Annotated in this window: 18 protein-coding genes; 9 read left to right on the forward strand and 9 right to left on the reverse strand. The window is 73.3% G+C overall.

Annotation, left to right across the window (positions count from 1 at the left end; translation table 11 throughout):
• Positions 1–194: 194 nt before the first annotated feature.
• Entirely contained in the window at positions 195–1,430 is a 1,236-nt protein-coding gene (locus tag ACQEU6_RS25175) for an epoxide hydrolase family protein (protein ID WP_499335486.1), read from the forward strand.
• 27 nt (positions 1,431–1,457) lie between these two features.
• On the opposite strand, the gene ACQEU6_RS25180 is transcribed toward ACQEU6_RS25175, so the two are convergent.
• Positions 1,458–3,716 (reverse strand): DUF4132 domain-containing protein, encoded by a 2,259-nt coding sequence (locus ACQEU6_RS25180; protein ID WP_499335487.1) that lies wholly within the window; start codon positions 3,714–3,716, stop codon positions 1,458–1,460.
• Between the two features lie 191 nt (positions 3,717–3,907).
• Here ACQEU6_RS25180 and ACQEU6_RS25185 point away from each other — a divergent pair, with 191 nt between their 5' ends.
• The gene (locus tag ACQEU6_RS25185) at positions 3,908–4,246 is read left to right on the forward strand and encodes a hypothetical protein (RefSeq protein ID WP_499335488.1); all 339 of its coding nucleotides are present in this window, start codon (positions 3,908–3,910) and stop codon (positions 4,244–4,246) included.
• Between the two features lie 85 nt (positions 4,247–4,331).
• Here ACQEU6_RS25185 and ACQEU6_RS25190 read toward each other — a convergent pair whose 3' ends face one another.
• Complete coding sequence (locus ACQEU6_RS25190) at positions 4,332–4,775, reverse strand: DUF6069 family protein (protein ID WP_499335489.1); 444 nt, start codon at positions 4,773–4,775, stop codon at positions 4,332–4,334.
• Between the two features lie 104 nt (positions 4,776–4,879).
• Here ACQEU6_RS25190 and ACQEU6_RS25195 point away from each other — a divergent pair, with 104 nt between their 5' ends.
• The 5 genes from ACQEU6_RS25195 to ACQEU6_RS25215 all read left to right on the forward strand — a co-directional run bounded on the left by ACQEU6_RS25195 (position 4,880) and on the right by ACQEU6_RS25215 (position 8,885).
• Positions 4,880–5,554, forward strand: a complete 675-nt coding sequence (locus ACQEU6_RS25195; protein WP_499335490.1) for a TetR/AcrR family transcriptional regulator C-terminal domain-containing protein — start codon at positions 4,880–4,882, stop codon at positions 5,552–5,554.
• Complete coding sequence (locus ACQEU6_RS25200) at positions 5,551–5,943, forward strand: nuclear transport factor 2 family protein (protein WP_499335491.1); 393 nt, start codon at positions 5,551–5,553, stop codon at positions 5,941–5,943. The genes ACQEU6_RS25195 and ACQEU6_RS25200 overlap by 4 nt, the downstream gene beginning before the upstream one ends.
• A gap of 112 nt (positions 5,944–6,055) precedes the next feature.
• The gene (locus ACQEU6_RS25205) at positions 6,056–7,003 is read left to right on the forward strand and encodes a LysR family transcriptional regulator (protein WP_499335492.1); all 948 of its coding nucleotides are present in this window, start codon (positions 6,056–6,058) and stop codon (positions 7,001–7,003) included.
• A gap of 40 nt (positions 7,004–7,043) precedes the next feature.
• Positions 7,044–7,586, forward strand: coding sequence for a DapH/DapD/GlmU-related protein (locus tag ACQEU6_RS25210; RefSeq protein WP_499335493.1), 543 nt, complete (start codon positions 7,044–7,046; stop codon positions 7,584–7,586).
• 141 nt (positions 7,587–7,727) lie between these two features.
• Positions 7,728–8,885 (forward strand): sporulation protein, encoded by a 1,158-nt coding sequence (locus ACQEU6_RS25215; RefSeq protein ID WP_499335494.1) that lies wholly within the window; start codon positions 7,728–7,730, stop codon positions 8,883–8,885.
• On the opposite strand, the gene ACQEU6_RS25220 is transcribed toward ACQEU6_RS25215, so the two are convergent.
• Positions 8,849–9,553, reverse strand: a complete 705-nt coding sequence (locus ACQEU6_RS25220) for a phosphatase PAP2 family protein (RefSeq protein WP_499335495.1) — start codon at positions 9,551–9,553, stop codon at positions 8,849–8,851. The genes ACQEU6_RS25215 and ACQEU6_RS25220 overlap by 37 nt on opposite strands.
• Here ACQEU6_RS25220 and ACQEU6_RS25225 point away from each other — a divergent pair.
• On the forward strand, positions 9,531–9,992 hold the full coding sequence (locus tag ACQEU6_RS25225) for a tellurite resistance TerB family protein (protein WP_499335496.1): 462 nt from the start codon (positions 9,531–9,533) through the stop codon (positions 9,990–9,992). The two genes, ACQEU6_RS25220 and ACQEU6_RS25225, sit on opposite strands and share 23 nt — an antisense overlap.
• Positions 9,993–10,007: 15 nt before the next feature.
• Here ACQEU6_RS25225 and ACQEU6_RS25230 read toward each other — a convergent pair whose 3' ends face one another.
• From ACQEU6_RS25230 to ACQEU6_RS25245, 4 genes are read right to left on the reverse strand one after another with little or no spacing between them, the layout of a single operon-like run.
• Positions 10,008–10,898 (reverse strand): M56 family metallopeptidase, encoded by an 891-nt coding sequence (locus ACQEU6_RS25230; RefSeq protein WP_499335497.1) that lies wholly within the window; start codon positions 10,896–10,898, stop codon positions 10,008–10,010.
• The gene (locus ACQEU6_RS25235; protein ID WP_499335498.1) at positions 10,895–11,257 is read right to left on the reverse strand and encodes a BlaI/MecI/CopY family transcriptional regulator; all 363 of its coding nucleotides are present in this window, start codon (positions 11,255–11,257) and stop codon (positions 10,895–10,897) included. The genes ACQEU6_RS25230 and ACQEU6_RS25235 overlap by 4 nt, the downstream gene beginning before the upstream one ends.
• A 5-nt stretch (positions 11,258–11,262) precedes the next feature.
• Positions 11,263–12,183 carry a cation diffusion facilitator family transporter gene (locus ACQEU6_RS25240; protein WP_499335499.1) on the reverse strand — a complete coding sequence of 307 codons (921 nt, stop codon included), beginning with the start codon at positions 12,181–12,183 and terminating at the stop codon, positions 11,263–11,265.
• 37 nt (positions 12,184–12,220) lie between these two features.
• A complete protein-coding gene (locus ACQEU6_RS25245) occupies positions 12,221–12,793 on the reverse strand; it encodes a TerD family protein (protein WP_499335500.1) in 573 nt (190 codons plus the stop codon).
• Positions 12,794–12,965: 172 nt separating this feature from the next.
• Here ACQEU6_RS25245 and ACQEU6_RS25250 point away from each other — a divergent pair, with 172 nt between their 5' ends.
• Complete coding sequence (locus tag ACQEU6_RS25250; RefSeq protein ID WP_499335501.1) at positions 12,966–14,381, forward strand: dihydrolipoyl dehydrogenase family protein; 1,416 nt, start codon at positions 12,966–12,968, stop codon at positions 14,379–14,381.
• Here ACQEU6_RS25250 and ACQEU6_RS25255 read toward each other — a convergent pair.
• Positions 14,369–15,088, reverse strand: a complete 720-nt coding sequence (locus ACQEU6_RS25255) for an ABC transporter ATP-binding protein (protein ID WP_499335502.1) — start codon at positions 15,086–15,088, stop codon at positions 14,369–14,371. The two genes, ACQEU6_RS25250 and ACQEU6_RS25255, sit on opposite strands and share 13 nt — an antisense overlap.
• Positions 15,085–16,140 (reverse strand): FtsX-like permease family protein, encoded by a 1,056-nt coding sequence (locus ACQEU6_RS25260; protein ID WP_499335503.1) that lies wholly within the window; start codon positions 16,138–16,140, stop codon positions 15,085–15,087. The genes ACQEU6_RS25255 and ACQEU6_RS25260 overlap by 4 nt, the downstream gene beginning before the upstream one ends.
• Between the last annotated feature and the right edge of the window lie 138 nt (positions 16,141–16,278).

Consider the following 16,278-nt stretch of genomic DNA (forward strand, 5'->3'; position numbering starts at 1 on the left):
CCTGCCGAGGCTTCGTCCCGCCGTTCGGCCGCGAATTCCAAACCCCGTCCGCAAGCCTTTCTCGCGACCTCGGCACCGGTGCCCGGTTGCGGAGGGGGAGGGGTGGGGAGAGCATGTCGGCGTCCGGTGACGTCGGCGTCGCCGGACGACCTTCTGCAGGTCACCGCATCTCACACCCCTTGAGGAACCACGCTATGACGACCCCGCGGGCCTTCCCCCTGGAACCCACTCCGATCCATGTGCCCGATGAGGTCCTCGACGACCTGCGCGCCCGTCTCGCGTCGACCCGTCCGCCGCTGGACGAGGGGAACGAGGACTGGTCCTACGGCGTCCCCGACGCCTATCTCCGTGAGCTGGTCGCCTACTGGCGGGACGGCTACGACTGGCGCGAGGCCGAGGCCGCCATCAACGCCTACGAGCACTACCAGGTGGACGTCGCCGGTGTCCCGGTGCACTTCATGCGCAGGCCCGGAAAGGGGCCTCGCCCGGTCCCGCTGATCCTCACCCACGGCTGGCCGTGGACGTTCTGGCACTGGTCGAAGGTGATCGACCCGCTCGCCGACCCGGGCGCGTTCGGCGGCGACCCCGCCGACGCTTTCGACGTCATCGTGCCGTCCCTGCCCGGTTTCGGCTTCCCCGGCCCGCTCACCGGATTCCCGGACGTCAACTTCTGGAAGGTCTCCGACCTCTGGCACACCCTGATGACCGAGACCCTGGGATACGAGAAGTACGCCGCCGGGGGCTGCGACATCGGCGGGATCGTCACCAGCCAGCTCGGCCACAAGTACGCCGACGAGCTGTACGGCGTCCACATCGGCTCCGGGCTGCCGCTCGACTTCTTCAACGGGCCCCGCGCCTGGAGCCTCACCCGGAACCGGCCCCTCACAGGCGACCAGCCCGCCGACGTCCGCGCCCGCATCATCGAGCTGGACCACCGCTCGGCGTCGCACCTCACCGTGCACATGCTCGACGGCGCCACCCTGGCCCACGGGCTGAGCGACTCGCCCGCCGGGCTGCTCGCCTGGCTGCTGGAGCGCTGGAACGCCTGGAGCGACAACGGCGGGGACGTCGAGTCCGTCTTCACCAAGGACGACCTGCTCACCCACGCCACGATCTACTGGGCGAACAACTCCATCGCCACGTCGATGCGTTACTACGCCAACGCCAACCGCTACCCCTGGGCCCCCGCCCACGACCGCACCCCGGTCGTGCAGGCCCCGGTCGGCCTCACGTTCGTCACCTACGAGAACCCGCCCGGCGTCCACACCGCCGAGCAGCGCGTCCGGGCGTTCAAGGGCGGCCCGCAGGCCGCCTGGTTCAACCACGTCAACGTCAACGCGCACGACCACGGCGGCCACTTCATCCCCTGGGAGAACCCCGACGGCTGGGTGAGCGACCTGCGCCGCACCTTCCACGACCGCAGGCCCTGAACGACCTGTCACGCCCGGCCGGGAGGCTCACTCCGTCAGGCTGTGCGGGTCGGTGAGGCCGTGCGGGTCGGTGAGGCCGTGCAGGTCGGCGATGACCTCGGAGGCGGCGACCGGGTCGAGGTCGCCGAAGGCCAGGGGCCGGCCGGAGTGGCGGCCCGTCATGAGCATGACGCCGCCGATGTGCTGCTCGGCGTGCTCCTCGGGGTCGAAGACGCGGATGCCGGGCGCGAAGGTGACCATCACGTGCCGGTCGTCCGGCGTCATGCGCATGACCTGCCGGCGGAAGCCGCCGGTCTCCTTCTCGCCGAGCTCCCAGCCGCGGGACGTCAGGCCCATGATCCTGCCGAAGTGGACGGTGCCGCCCTCGAAGCGCGGAAGGCGGTCGCGGCCCCGCTCGTCCTCCCGGAGGGTGTGGACGGGACGGCCGAGCTGCGGGAACGGCTGGAGGATCTCGTAGTCGGCGAGGATCGCGGCCCAGGCCCGGACGGTGTCCGCGCCGAGGACGAGCGGGTGCGGCAGGGCGACCCGGGCGTCGCCGGGCAGCGTGAAGGCGTCCTCGTGGACGTCGGCGAGGGTTCCGTCCTCGGCCACCCGGAACGTGTCCGCCCCGGCCGACCACACCAGGCGGCGGGCGATGTGGCGCATGAGCGGGTGCTCGACGAACAGGGAGGCGAACTCCCCGGCCGCCCAGGTGCGGCCCGCCGCCATCGCCGTCTCCAACCGCCTGATCTGGTCCGCGGCGACCGTGCGGACCTCCTTCTTGAGGACGGTGAAGCGTGCGTAGGCCGCGGGGGCGAGAGCGTCGTCGTCCTTGGCGCCGGGCTTCGGCAGCGTCTTGCGAGGCTTGCCGCTCTCGTCGGCGACGAAGGGCCTGAGCTCCTCGTCGAAGCCCACCACGAAGCTGCGCGGCCCGTAGTCGAGCGTCATGGAGCCTTCGGCGTCCAGGCCCAGGGTGGGGACGAGCCGGTCGGCGAGCTGCTCCTGGGTGAGCCCGCGCTGTTCGGCGGCGCGCTTCAACGCCTCGCGCGCGGACCGCCGGATCCACTTGCGGTCCTCGGCCTTGTTCGCGAGCCGGTCCAGATGGCGGAGTGCCGAGTCGGTGCCGAGGGAGCCGAACAGGCGGAGCGCGGACTGCCCGCCCGCATCCCACACGAACGCCCTGGACCACCGTGCGACGATCGGCGCGAGCCGGTCGGCGGTCCCGTCGTCGCCGAACTCGGCCAGGGCGTACTGCAAGCCGGGCGACGCCCACAGTTTGGGATGGCGGTCGGCCTCGTAGAGGGCCCAGGCGAACTCGGCGAGCGACGCCGGGTCGAGAGGCCCGACGACGAGGGGCACCCCGGCGTACGGCTTGCGGCTCTCCGAAATGGACAGCATCGTCAGCAGATGCCGGGTCGCGGCCAGGGGAAGCGCCTGCCGGCGTCGGCGCAGCAGGATCCGCGGCAGCCTCTCGGGGTCCCAGCTCTCCGGGAGGTCCGGCAGCGGGTCGGGGTACACGTCGAGCGGGTCGGTGCGCAGCATGGAGACCGCCTGCACGGCCTCGTCCCCGTAGTACTCGGCCGCCTCGACGAGAATGTCGTGGCCGTGCCGTTGGGCCACCGAGCGCAGCGCCGCCTCGGCGCGTTCCCGCTTCGGGCCCGGCTTGCGGAAGGCGTCCGGGATCGTCAGCCTCACGGCGTCCGCCCCGTGCAGCCCGTACCAGGCATCCTGCGCGTCGTCGCGCCCGTTGCCGGCGAAGTCCTTGATCATTGCCTGGGCGACGGCGTGGTCCAGGAAGGGTTCGAGCGCGTACACGCTCCATTTCTTCTTCTTCGACTGGTGCATCACCAGCGGGTAGGCGGCCATCTCGTGACGCGCGACCGCGCCGCGATCGGCGCCGACGTTCGAGAAGTCGGCGAAGGCGTCCCAGTAGCGCTCGTCGGCGAGCAGTTTCTCGCCGAGTTCCCGGGGCGCCTGCATGACGAGCCCGATGTAGAGGCGCTCGAACCGCGACCGGGACTGCCAGTCGCGCGGCTTCCACAGTGGCAGGGCCTGGTCACCGGCGAAGAACGCGGCGAGGTCGTCCCAGTCGGTGTCGTCCGGCATGCGGGCCTGCGAATACCTGTACGGGGACTCCAGCCATTCCTCCCGCCGGCCGGGCGCCCAGCGGATGACGGTCGGTTCCCTGGGCGTCTTCAGCTTGAGGACGACCGGTTCCCTCGTCCCGCCCGTCCAGGGCGGCCGGACGAGCAGGGCGGGCAGCGCGTCGCCGGGGGCGTCCCCGACTTCTTGATCACGGCTCATCATGCCCAGTATTCCGGCCGCCGAGAGCGCCGGGACCGGCCCGCCGAACACCGCCGCCGAACACCGCCGCCGACGTCACGCTCCGCGATGGTTCCATCACCCTGGCGCGAGCGCAGGCCGACCAGCAGGGGAATCGTGGCCCATGGACCGCGTCCGTACCGTTAAGGCCCCTCGTCGCTTCTTCAGGAGGACTCATGAGGTCACCCTTACGTGCCGCGCCGGCCATAACGGGCGCCATTCTGGTGCTCGCCGTTTCAGCCGTCGCGCCCGCGCCCGCGTCGGCCGTCGGCGTGCGGGCCACGGGCACCTTCTTCTACCACTCGCCCGACTCGGGCGATCTGGAGATCGAGGACCCCCACAACGGCGACTGCCGGCTGCTGCTCCAGGGCGCCACCAGCGCCCGCAACCAGACCGACGCCCGCGCGGCCTTCTTCCTCGACCGGCTCTGCGAAGAGCCCGCGAACATCACCCTCGTTCCCGGCGCGACCAGGTCCTTCGCCGCCCCCATCCCGCACAGCGTCATGTTCGGCTGACCGGATCTCCTGTTCGCGGGTCGCGGGTGGCGCCGTCCGCTCCAGGCGGGCGGCACCACCCGCGATCCGGCTCCCGCCGGGGGCGCTACCGAGTGCGGGCCGGGAGGCGGGCTGCGACGAGGGGGACGACGATCGCCGCGGCCACGAGGTGGGCGGCGATCAGGGTGAGCCTCGTCGGGACCGTCGCCGGGACGATCAGGTCGGGCACGACCGAGAGCGCGGTGAGGACGGCGGTGGCCGCGAGGAACGCGCGCCTGGGCGCGGGGGCCCAGCGGCGCAGCGCCACGGCCAGCAGCACGCCGATCACGCCGAACAGCAGCGTCAGCTGGGGGAAGCCGAGCAGCGGGATCGGCTCGCCGTCCACCTCCAGGGACGCGCCCGCGCTCCGGCCGAGGGCGGCGACGGCGGTGGTGGCCGCCGCGGCGGCGACGCAGGCGATCAGGCCGGTGCGCCACATCGGGACGGCGCGGGAGGCGGTCGCCGGGGCCTGGACGGCGCCGAGGCCGCTGGAGGTGACGTCGCTCGTCATGGTCTGACCTTTCACGTGGGGGTTGTCCGTGAGAAGCAATGTGTCCACCGGACACTTGATGTAAGCTAGACACATCGATGCCGGGTTGACAAGAGGTTGGTGGGATGAAGGCGCTCTGGGATCTCCGCGACCAGCCGGAGAAGCGGCCGCGCATGCCGCTCTCGGTGTCCGCGATCGTCGAGGCGGCCATCGCGGTCGCCGACGCGGACGGTATCGAGGCGGTCTCCATGCAGCGCGTCGCCGCCGATCTCGGCTTCACCAAGATGTCGCTCTACCGCCATGTCGCGAACAAGTCCGAGCTGCTCAGCATCATGATCGACACGGCGGTGGGCGAGCCGCCCGACCTGGGCGAGGTGCCCGGCGGCTGGCGGGGCAAGCTGGAGGAGTTCGTCCGGCGGCTCGCCGAGGTCTGGCGGCGGCACCCCTGGATCCCCGCCGTCACCGTGGGCACCCGCGTCATGGGCCCCCGCGAGGCCGGGTGGACCGAGAGCGCGGTGGCCGCGCTGGCCGGGACCGGCCTCACCGGCGACGAGCGCATGGCCGCCGCGTTCCTGCTGTTCGGGCACGTCCGCACCACCCAGTCGATGACCACGGCCGGCACCCAGGCCTGGTCGGGCGGCAGCGAGACGGCCGAACTGATCCGCGGCCGGGCGGACCTGTTCCCCGAGCTCAGCAAGGCGTTGAGCGGCCCCACCCCGGCCCTCGACGACAACGCCCGCGCCTTCGGCCTGGACCGCCTCCTCGACGGCCTGGCGGCCCTCGTCGAGGAGCGGTCGTGACCCCCCACGGGCTGGCCTCGGCCTACCTGTCCGCCCTGGAGGCCGGCGACCTGGAGGGCGTCCTGGGGCTCTTCCACCCCGAGGCGGTCGTCCACTCCCCGCTGTACGGGCCGCTGCGCGCCGCCGAGTTCTACCCGAGGCTGCTCGCCGACACCGGCCGCTCCGAACTCCACCTTCGCGGCGTCACGCAGGGCGAGCGACTCGTCGGCGTCTGGTTCCGCTTCGACTGGACGCTGTCCTCGGGCACGGCGGCCGGCTTCGAGTGCGTGGACATGCTGGAACTCGACGGCGAAGGCCTGATCGCGACACTGCGCATCTTCTACGACACCGCCACCACCCGCGCCGCGTTCGAACGCGAGACGGGCGGCTCCTGGCACCGCGCCTCCTGACGTGACCGGCGCGCGTCCGCCCCGTTCCCGCCCGCCGGTTCCGCGGAGCGCGGCCGGACAACCGGCTCCCGGCGCGCCACAACGGCCGGTTGTGCGCGCCTAGGGTGAACCGGTGGACACCGAGGCACTGCGATCGTTCGTCCGGGCGGCCGAGCTCGGGCAGCTGCGGCATGCGGCCGACGAGCTGGGCGTGACGCAGCAGGCGGTCTCCAAGCGGATCGCGGCCCTGGAGCGCGACCTGGAGGTCCGCCTCTTCACGCGGACCGCCGGGGGGGTCGAGCTGACGCTCGACGGCCAGGCGTTCCTCCCCCACGCGCGGAGCGTCGTCGCGGGCGTCGACCGCGCCGTCGCCGCGGTCAGGCCGGGCTCGCGGGCCCTGCGCATCGACGTTCTCGGCTTTCGGAGCGCCCAGTCCGTCGTCCTGCACGAGTACTGGCGGTCGCGTCCCGGAGCCGACCTCGACCTCGTGACCCTCAGGGTCGACGACCCGCGCGCGGCTGTCGCCGCCGTCGAGTCCGGCGATCTCGACGCCTCGTTCCGGACCGTCACCGACCCGGCGGCCCTGCCTCCCGGCGTCCGGATGGTCCACGCGTTCGACTCCCCGCTGGAACTGCTCGCCGGCCCGGGGCATCCGCTCGCCTCCGCGCGGAAGCTGACGCCGTCGCAGCTGCGCAGGCACCGGATCTGGGTGCCGGGCATCGCGCCCCGAAGCGAGTGGGGAGAGTTCTACGACCAGCTCGCCACCGAGTTCGACCTGCGCATCGACGCGGCGGGCCCGCATTTCGGCGACCAGGTCCTGCTGGACGCCCTCGCGGACTCCGCGGACGTGGCGACCCTGGTCGGGGCGCGCGACCGGTACGTCTGGCCCGCGGGCCACGACCTGCGCCGCATCCCCATCGTGAACCCGACCCTCGCGTACCCGCTCTCGCTCATGCTGCCGAGAAGCGAGCCGCATCCGGAACTCCGCGGGATCACCGCTCACCTCGCGAACCTGCCGAGGCTTCCCGAGACGGTCTGGCTCCCGTCCTGGGCGAGGACGCGCCCGGCGAAGGCGAACTGACCGACTCCTCCAACCCCACTCCCCCGGAAAGGATCGCGGCATGCCCGGCGACCGTCTCATGCGCATCCGCAGCACCGAGTTCCAGGCCATGGCCGAGAGGGTCCTGCGGACCACCGAGCTCACCTCCCGCCTGAACGTCCTGCCCTTCGAGGACGAGGCGGGCAAGGCCGAGCTGTTCGAGCGGATCCTCGGCAGGCCGCTGCCGGCGGGGGTCACGATCTACCCGCCCTTCTACACCGACCACGGCCTCCGCCTGGACCTCGCGGAGCGCGTGTTCATCAACCAGAACTGCACCTTCCTGGACTACGCCGGCATCCGGCTCGGGGAGCGCGTGATGGTCGGGCCGAAGGCCACCTTCATCACCGTCGGCCATCCGGTCGACCCCGGGGAGCGGCGGGAGTGGCTGACCGGCGGCCCCATCGACGTGGCGGAGAACGTGTGGATCGGCGCAGGCGCCACGATCCTGCCCGGCGTCAGCATCGGCCGCGACTCCGTGGTCGCCGCCGGCGCGGTCGTGGCCGAGGACGTCCCGCCGGCGACCCTGGTGACCGGCGGGAAGGCGGCCGTCAACCGGCGGTGGTGACCGGGCCCGCGCACTCCGCCGGGCGGCGATGATCTCCGTCTCGGGCGATCCGCTGGTTGGATCTCTCCGTCATCTGCTACAAGTGTGGTAGCAAGCGGCCGCCGGTGCGGTCGCGGGGATGACGACAGGAGTAAGGACCCCATGGTCTTCAAGCAGCTGCTCGGCGCCTTCGGCGCGGGCGGACCGTCGGTCGAGACCGTTCTCGCCGCCCCCCACGCCCGTCCGGGGGAGCACCTGGCCGGCGAGGTACGGGTGCGGGGCGGCGACCGCGACGTGCACGTCCACCAGGTCGTGCTGAGCCTGGTCACCCGGGCCGAGTACGAGCACGGCGACCACGAGGGGGCCGGGAGCAGGGAGTTCTACCGTGGGCCGATCACGGGCGGGTTCCCCCTGGGCGCCGGGCTGTCCCACGCGATCCCCTTCCAGATGCCGCTGCCCTGGGAACTGCCGCTGACCGAGGTCTACGGGCAGCACCTGCACGGCATGGCCATGGGCGTCCGCACGGAGCTCGCCGTCGCCGGCGCCGTGGACGCCGGCGACCTGGACCCGGTCTCGGTGAGCCCGCTGCCGTCCCAGCAGCGCGTCCTGGACGCCTTCGGGACGCTGGGCTTCATGTTCAAGAGCGCCGACGTGGAAGAGGGGCACATCGCGGGCGTCCACCAGGAGCTGCCGTTCTACCAGGAGATCGAGTTCTTCGCGCCGCCGCAGTACGACGGCCGGATCAGCGAGGTCGAGCTCACCTTCGTGTCCGATCCGCACGGGCTCGTGGTGATCCTGGAGGCCGACCGGCGCGGGAACGTCTTCTCCGAGGGCGACGACGTCTTCGGCCGCTTCCACGTCTCCCACGACCAGGCCCTCCACACGGCGTGGGAGCACGAACTGGAGGGGTGGCTGCGGGCCGTCGCCGGGCACCTCCACGGCGGGTCCGTCCACGGGTCCCACGAACCGTACGGCCACCACGGCGAGCACTTCGGAGGGCACCACGGCGAGCACTTCGGAGGGCATGGCGGGGGGCACGGCGGCGGGCACGGCGGCGGGCACGGCGGGCCGGGGTGGGGCGGTGTCGCGGCCGGAGCGGCGGGCGGACTGGCGGCCGGGTTCGTGGCGGGCGCCGTCGTCAACGAACTGCTCGACGACGACGAGGAGCAGAAGGACGAGCCGTCGGTGGGCGACGCCTTCGCCGACGTGAGTCAGCAGGCCGCCCAGGACGCCTACCAGGAGGCGGCCTACGAGCAGGCGTACGAGGACGCCTACGAAGACGCCTACGAGGACGCCGTGGAGAGCTTCGAGGAGGAGTAGGGGGCGGTCAGCCAGATCCGGCCGAGGCAGGCCAGGAACGTGCCGAGCGCCCAACCCGCGACGGCGTCCGTCGGCCAGTGGTAGCCGAGCGCGACGACGGCGACGGCGACGGCCGCCGCCCCGGTGTGGGCGGCGGCCGTCCAGGCGCGGGACGCGCCGGTCACGGCCGCCGCGAACAGCAGGCACGCGGCCGCGTTGGCGGCGTGCCCCGACGGGTAGGACAGGAAGCCGTCGGCGAAGACGGCGTCGTGGCCGGTGCGCGGCGGCGTCCGGGCGAACGCGATCTGCGCCCCGCGCACCAGGAGTTCGCTCGCCACCAGCCAGATCCCGGCCTTGAGCAGGAGGGCCCTGCTGCGTCGCCGCCGGGCGGCCCAGAGGGTGGCGAGCGCGGCGAAGGAGCCGGCGAGCCAGTACTGGCCGCCGTTCACGACCGTCCGCCACCAGAGGTGCCAGGCGCCGCTGCGCGGCGGCAGGCCCTCGGCGAACGTCCGGCCGTCGAGATGCCGCAGGGGCCCGCCGAGCAGGACGTCCAGGGTCACCGCCGCCGCCACCGCGGCGGTGACCGCGGCGAGGACGTAGGGCGGCCTGGCTACTACATTTGTAGCAGGACGGCTAGGGTCGGGAGAGACGACCGACGAGCGGAGGATGACGATGCCTTTCTGGGACAAGCTGCGCGACTCCACGCAGAGTATGCAGACGCAGCTGCTCAGTAAGAAGAACGAACTGAAGAGCGGAGCGTTCCGGGACGCGAGCATGGCGATGTGCGCGCTGGTCGCGGCGGCCGACGGCAGTGTGGACCCGTCCGAACGGCAGCGGACCGCGTCCCTGATCGCCTCCAACGAGGTGCTGCAGAACTTCGCGGCCGACGACCTGCAGCGGCGGTTCAACGACTACGTGTCCAAGCTCACCGCCGACTTCGACTTCGGGAAGGTCTCCGTCCTCCAGGACATCGGCAAGGCGAAGAAGAAGCCCGCCGAGGCGCGCGCCGTCATCCAGATCGGCATCGTGATCGGCGGCGCGGACGGGCACTTCGACGACGCCGAGAAGGCCGTCGTCCGCGAGGCGTGCTTCGCCGTCGGCCTCGACCCCGCCGAGTTCGAGCTCTGAGGGACGGCGCCCCCGTCACCGGAACGCGAGCAGCGACACCAGGAACGACACGAGGACGTGGTCGAGCTGGAGGGTCGCGGCGGTCAGCGACCCGGTGACGACGCCGTTGCCCATGAACAGCAGCGGGCCGGTGACCGCGTTCTTGGCCGGGGGCGTGCCCAGCAGCGCCTCCACGCGCTCGACGATCCCCGACTCGGCGAACGCGCTCACCGGCCCGGGGTCCCGCGGCTGCGCGAGCGCGACCTTGGCGATCGTCCGGGCGACGGCGGCGCGGTCGCCGGTCGCCTCCGCGGCGTCCTCGTCCGCCCAGCGCTCCGTCGCCAGCCGCAGCCGGCCGGCCAGCGCCCGCAGCGGCGGCAGGACGGCCGAGGCGAGGGCGCCGGCGGCGAGGTAGCGGTGGTGCCGGTGCCTGAGGTGGGACGTCTCGTGCTGGAAGACGACGTGGAGCTCCTCGGCCGTCAGGCCGCGCAGCAGGCCCCGGGAGACCAGGACCCCGCCGCGGCGGCCCGGGATCGCGACGGCGATCGGCACGTCGGTGTCGAGCGGCTCGCGGGCGTCCGCCCGCGCGGTGCGGAGCTCGGCCGCCCAGCGGGAGGCGGCCCTGCCCGCGGCCGCCAGCCCGGCGGCCGACAGCAGGGCCGCCGGAATCCCCACCGCGTCCGGCACCGGCCGGTCGTCCCCGAACAGCGCCCATTCGGGGACGTGCGCCGCGGCGGACGGCGCCAGCGTCGCCGCGTAGTTGACGGCCACGAAGAAGCCCGTGCCGAGCGCGGCCACGGCGGTCATCGCCCCGGTCGTCGCCAGCAGCCGCGCCGACCAGGACGGGTGGAGCCGTAACGGCACCTTCGCCAGCGCGGCGCTCAGCGTCAGCATGATGGCGAGGGGCAGGAAGGTGAACCAGTTCACCCGCCGGCCTCCGGCGGGTCGAGGAACTCGCGCAGCTTGCGCGCCTCCTCGGCGCTGAGCGACCGCGCGAACCGGTTCAGCACGTTCCCCGGGTCGCTGGCGTGCCGCAGGTGTTCGCGCATGCGCCCCGCCACCAGCTCGGACTCGTCGACGGCGAGCCGGTACCGGTAGTGGCGCCCCGCCCGGGCGCGCGACACCAGCTTCTTGTCGTGCAGCCGGTGCAGGATGGTGTTCACCGTCGTGTAGGCGGGATCACCGTCCAGCCGCTCCACCAGCTCGGCGGTGCTGGCCGCCCCGCCGAGCCCGGCCAGCGCGGCGAGCACCTCCGCCTCCAACTGCCCGAGCGGCCTGCGCGACACCGTCCTCAGCCCCCCTTCCGCAGCACGTCCGGTTCGAGGTAGACGAGCCGGGCGATCGGGACCGCGGCGCGGATGCGCGCCTCGGCGTCGTTGATCGCGTCGGCGACCTCGCGGGCGTCGTCCTGCAGATCCACGGCGACCTTCGCGGCGACGAGCAGCTCGTCCGGCCCGAGGTGCATGGTGCGCATGTGGATCACCGAGGGGATGTCGCGGCCCTCGACGATCGCCTCTCTGATCAGCCGCAGGTGGCCCGGGGTCGCGGACTCCCCGACGAGCAGGCTCTTGACCTCGGTGGCCAGCACGATCGCGATGGCCGCCAGCAGCACGCCGATCGCGGCGGTGCCGATCCCGTCCCAGATCCCGTCGCCGGTGATCAGCGTCAGGCCGACGCCCGCGAGCGCGAACACCAGCCCGACCAGCGCCCCGGTGTCCTCCAGGAGGATCACCGGCAGCTCCGGCGACTTGGAGCGGCGCACGAACTGCACCCAGCTCGTCCGCCCGCGGCTGCGGTTGGACTCCCGGACCGCGGTGCGCAGCGCCGCGCCCTCCAGGACGATCGCGACCAGCAGGACGGCGATGGGCACCCACTGCCACTCCTCGATCGGGTGCGGATCGCTGATCTTGTGCCAGGCCTCGTACAGCGCGAACAGCCCGCCGAGGCTGAACAGGACGATCGCCACGAGGAACGCGTAGATGTAGCGCTCCCGCCCGTACCCGAACGGATGCTCCTCGGTCGCGTCCCGCTGGGCGCGCCTCCCGCCGATCAGCAGCAGCGCCTGGTTGCTGGAGTCGGCCACCGAGTGGATCGCCTCCGCCAGCATCGACGACGATCCCGTCAACGCGAACGCGACGAACTTGGTGACCGCGATCCCCAGGTTCGCGGCCAGCGCGGTGATGACGGCCTTGGTACTGCCTTCGGCGCTCACGGACTCCCCTGTCGTACCGGCCCTTCGGAACGTCCGGTCAAGCGTAGGCGGTGATCGCGGGCAGCATGTCCTGAAGGGTCCGTCCCTGGCCGGGTTCGCCGATCGCGTTCATCTTCCAGCCGCCGCCCTGCCGGTACACGCTCGCCATCACCATCGCGGTGTGCCGGCCGCCGCCGCTGAGGGTGTACCGCGCCAGCTCCTCGCCGGTGGTCTCGTCGACGAGCCGGCAGAACGCGTTCTCGACCTCGTCGAAGGTCTGCCCGGTGAACGAGCTGACCGTGAACACCAGGGACGTGACCTGCGCGGGCACCGTGGACAGGTCGACCAGTACCGACTCGTCGTCCCCCTCCCCCTCTCCGGTGAGGTTGTCGCCGGTGTGCCGGACGGACCCGTCCTCGCTGGCGAGCTTGCCGAAGTAGACGACGTCCGCGACCCCGCCTCCGGCGAGCATCACGCACGAGGCGTCCAGGTCGATGTCCTGGTCCCGCTGCTTGCCGAACAGCCCCTTCTTCTTGACCGCGTCCCAGCCCAGCCCCATCCGGACCACGCTGAGCGTCCCGCCCTGCTTCTCCAGCGAGATCCGCTGCCCCTTGACCATCGAAACCGCCACGATCCGGCCCCTCCCGTCCCTCGACGTGCGCGAACTTGCAACTACACTTGTAGCAGAAACGGCGCGGCCTCGGGAGGACCGGACCCGCCGCGGTTTGCGATCATTGACGGCGGCGGGGGCCGCCCCGCCGAACGGTGGACGAGAGCTGCGGCCGATCGGAAGGGCTGGGGACATGGACGAGTTCGACGTCGTGGTGGTGGGAGCCGGGCCGACGGGTGAGAACCTGGCCGAGCGGGCGCACGCCGGCGGGCTCAGCGTCGCGGTCGTGGAGAGCGAACTGGTCGGCGGGGAGTGCTCCTACTGGGCCTGCATGCCCAGCAAGGCCCTGCTGCGCCCGGCCGCCGCGCTGGCGGACGCCCGGCGGCTGGCCGGCGCCCGCGAGGCCGTGACCGGGACGCTGGACGCCGAGGCGGTCCTCAAGCGCCGGGACGGGTTCACCTCGCACTGGAAGGACGACGGCCAGGTCGAGTGGCTGGACGGCGCCGGGATCGTCCTGGTGCGCGGGCACGGGCGGCTGGACGGCCCCAGGCGCGTCGCGGTGCGGACCCCGGACGGCGGGCGGCGGGTGCTGACCGCCCGGCACGCCGTCGCGGTGTGCACCGGCACCCGCGCGGCCCTGCCCGGGCTGCCGGGCCTGGCCGGCGTCCGCCCGTGGACCAGCCGCGAGGCGACCTCGTCCGAGCGGGTGCCGCCGCGGCTGGCCGTCATCGGCGGCGGCGTGGTGGCCTGCGAGATGGCCACCGCCTGGCGGGCGCTCGGCAGCGAGGTGGTGCAGCTGGTGCGCGGGTCGCGGCTGCTGCCGCGCATGGAGCCGTTCGCCGGGGAGGCCGTGGCCGGGGGCCTGCGCGCGGCCGGGGTCGACCTGCGCTTCGGCGCGTCGGTCACCGGCGTCCGCCGCGACGGCCCGGTGACCCTCACCCTGGACGGCGGCGACACGGTCACCGCCGACGAGGTCCTGTTCGCCACCGGCCGCACGCCCGCCACCGGCGACCTCGGCCTGGACACGGTCGGGCTGGCCCCGGGCCGGCCGATCGAGGTCGACTCCACCGGTCTGGCGGCCGGCGTCCCGGGCGAGTGGCTGTACGCGGCCGGGGACGTCAACGGCCGCGCCCTGCTGACCCACCAGGGCAAGTACCAGGGGCGCGTCTTCGGCACGGTGATCGCCGACCGCGCCGCCGGGCGCCCCCTCGACACCGCCGCATGGGGACGCAGCGTGGCGACCGCCGACGAGCGGGCGGTCCCGCAGGTCGTCTTCACCGACCCCGAGGTCGCCGCCGTCGGCCCGACGCTGGAGGAGGCGACCCGGGAAGGACGCCGGGTGCGCGCGGTCGACTACGACCTGGGAAACGTCTCGGGCGCGTCCCTGTACGCCGACGGCTACCAGGGCCGCGCCCGCGCGCTGGTCGATCTGGACGGCGAGACGCTCCTCGGCGCCACCTTCGTCGGCGCCGGCGTGGCCGAGCTCCTCCACTCCGCCACTATCGCGGTCACCGCCGAGGTCCCGATCTCCCGCCTCTGGCACGCCGTCCCCTCCTACCCCACCATCAGCGAGGTCTGGCTCCGCCTCCTGGAGACCTACCGCGGCTGAGCCCCCTCGGCCGTCCGCTCCCGGGAGAGGCCCGGGCCGCCCTCGGACAGCCGGCCGTCGGTCATGGAGTGCACGCGGTCGGCGGCGGCGAGCCTGGCCAGGTCGTGGGTGACCATGACGGTGGCCAGCCGCCGGTCGCGGGTGAGCCGTTCGAGCAGCTCGACGACCTGTTCGCCGCGGACGTGGTCCAGGGCGCTGGTCGGCTCGTCCACGAGCAGCACCTCCGGCTCGTTCATCAGCGCGCGGGCGATGTTGACCCGCTGGCGCTCGCCGCCCGACATCCGGTGCGGCCGCCGGTGCTCCAGGCCGGCGAGGCCCACGGCGGCCAGCAGCTCGCGGGCCCTGCCGGCGGCCCGCCGCGGCGACCGGCCGGCCAGGTGCGCCATCACCGTCAGCTGGTCGAGCGCCGTCAGCGAGGCCGGCAGGTTGGGCTGCTGGAAGACGATGCCGACGTGGTCGCGGCGCAGGCGGGCCCGTTCGGCGGGACGCAGCCCGGTGGTCTCCCGTCCCGCCACCGACACCGTCCCGGAGGCGGGGGCGATGAGGGTCGCGGCGACGGCCAGCAGGCTCGACTTGCCGGAGCCGGAGGGGCCGGCGACCGCGGCGAACTCTCCGGGCCCGACGGCCAGGCTCACCCGGTCCAGCGCGGTGAGCGTGCGGTCCCCGTCGGGGTAGGTCAGGACGACGTCGGTGAGGGCCAGGCTCATCGTGCGGCTCCCAGTGCGGTCAGCGGATCGACTGAAGTGATCTTGCGGACGGCCAGCGCGGCGCCGGCCGCCCCGAGCGCCACCATCAGGGCGACGGGCAGCACGGTGGTGGTCGCCGAGACCACGAACGGGACCCCGTCCCCGATCGCGAGCCCCGCCAGCCCGCCGGCGGCGCCGCCGAGCCCGGCCCCGGCCAGCAGGACCAGGACGGCCTGGGCGAGCGCGTCGCGCAGCAGGTAGCCGGTGCTCGCGCCGAGCGCCTTCAGCACGGCCACGTCGCCGCGCCGCTGGATCGTCCAGACCGTGAAGAACGCGCCGATGACCAGCGCCGAGATGGCGAACAGGAATCCCCGCATGAGTCGCAGCGACCCGTTCTCGGACGAGAACGACGGGATCGCGGACCTGGCGTCCTCCCGGGCGAGGGTGGTGGTGCCGAGCCGCCGGTCGGCCGCGCCCAGGTCGGCATGCCCGGTCCCGCGCAGCAGCAGCACGGTCGCGGCGAGATCGCCGCCGCCCGGTTCGAGGGCGCGCCAGTCCTCGACCCCGATCCAGGCGACCGGCGCGTGGCTGTAGGACGACGCGCCGCCGGCGCCCGCCACGGTGAACCCGTGCCCGAGGACGTCGACCCTGTCGCCGGCCGCCAGCCCGGTGCTCCCGGCCAGCTCCGCCGACAGGACGATCTGACCGGGCGCGGGCGGGCGCGCCCGGTTCCCCGGGGCGACGCCGAAGAGCGCGGCCGGGGCGCCGCGCTCCCCGGACGGGCCGAACGACATCCGGCCCATCGCGATGCCGAGCGGCTCGGCCTTCACACCCGCGACGTCCTGCCAGCCCCGCGACGTCGCCTGATCGATCCGGCTCCCCGCGAAGGAGGTCTCCCCGCCGAACACGACGTGGTCGGCGGGGAGGTCCTCGATGGCCGAGGCGCTGTCGCGCGCCAGGCCGGCCGTCAGCCCGGACAGCAGCGTCACCAGCAGCGTGATGAGCAGCACGACCGACCCCATGAGCGCGAACCGCCCCTTGGCGAACCGCAGGTCTCGCAGTGCCAAGAACACCGTGGGCCTCCATCTGACGTCCTGGAATCGACGCTTCCCAGCGTGCGCCGCGGGCCCGTCCCGGCACATCGTGCGCCGGGACGGGCGGATCGCCTTCTTCCGGACGGCGGGACATCAACCTTTCGATCGATGCGGTCC

This window comes from Spirillospora sp. CA-108201, from assembly GCF_050936235.1.
Taxonomy (GTDB): Bacteria; Actinomycetota; Actinomycetes; order Streptosporangiales; family Streptosporangiaceae; genus Spirillospora.

Bases quoted from the DNA above. Each gene is read 5' to 3' on its own strand.
- ACQEU6_RS25175 (WP_499335486.1), top strand. From the start codon at position 195: ATGACGACCCCGCGGGCCTTCCCCCTGGAACCCACTCCGATCCATGTG.
- ACQEU6_RS25180 (WP_499335487.1), bottom strand. From the start codon at position 3,716: ATGATGAGCCGTGATCAAGAAGTCGGGGACGCCCCCGGCGACGCGCTG.
- ACQEU6_RS25185 (WP_499335488.1), top strand. From the start codon at position 3,908: ATGAGGTCACCCTTACGTGCCGCGCCGGCCATAACGGGCGCCATTCTG.
- ACQEU6_RS25190 (WP_499335489.1), bottom strand. From the start codon at position 4,775: ATGACGAGCGACGTCACCTCCAGCGGCCTCGGCGCCGTCCAGGCCCCG.
- ACQEU6_RS25195 (WP_499335490.1), top strand. From the start codon at position 4,880: ATGAAGGCGCTCTGGGATCTCCGCGACCAGCCGGAGAAGCGGCCGCGC.
- ACQEU6_RS25210 (WP_499335493.1), top strand. From the start codon at position 7,044: ATGCCCGGCGACCGTCTCATGCGCATCCGCAGCACCGAGTTCCAGGCC.
- ACQEU6_RS25215 (WP_499335494.1), top strand. From the start codon at position 7,728: ATGGTCTTCAAGCAGCTGCTCGGCGCCTTCGGCGCGGGCGGACCGTCG.
- ACQEU6_RS25225 (WP_499335496.1), top strand. From the start codon at position 9,531: ATGACGATGCCTTTCTGGGACAAGCTGCGCGACTCCACGCAGAGTATG.
- ACQEU6_RS25250 (WP_499335501.1), top strand. From the start codon at position 12,966: ATGGACGAGTTCGACGTCGTGGTGGTGGGAGCCGGGCCGACGGGTGAG.
- ACQEU6_RS25255 (WP_499335502.1), bottom strand. From the start codon at position 15,088: ATGAGCCTGGCCCTCACCGACGTCGTCCTGACCTACCCCGACGGGGAC.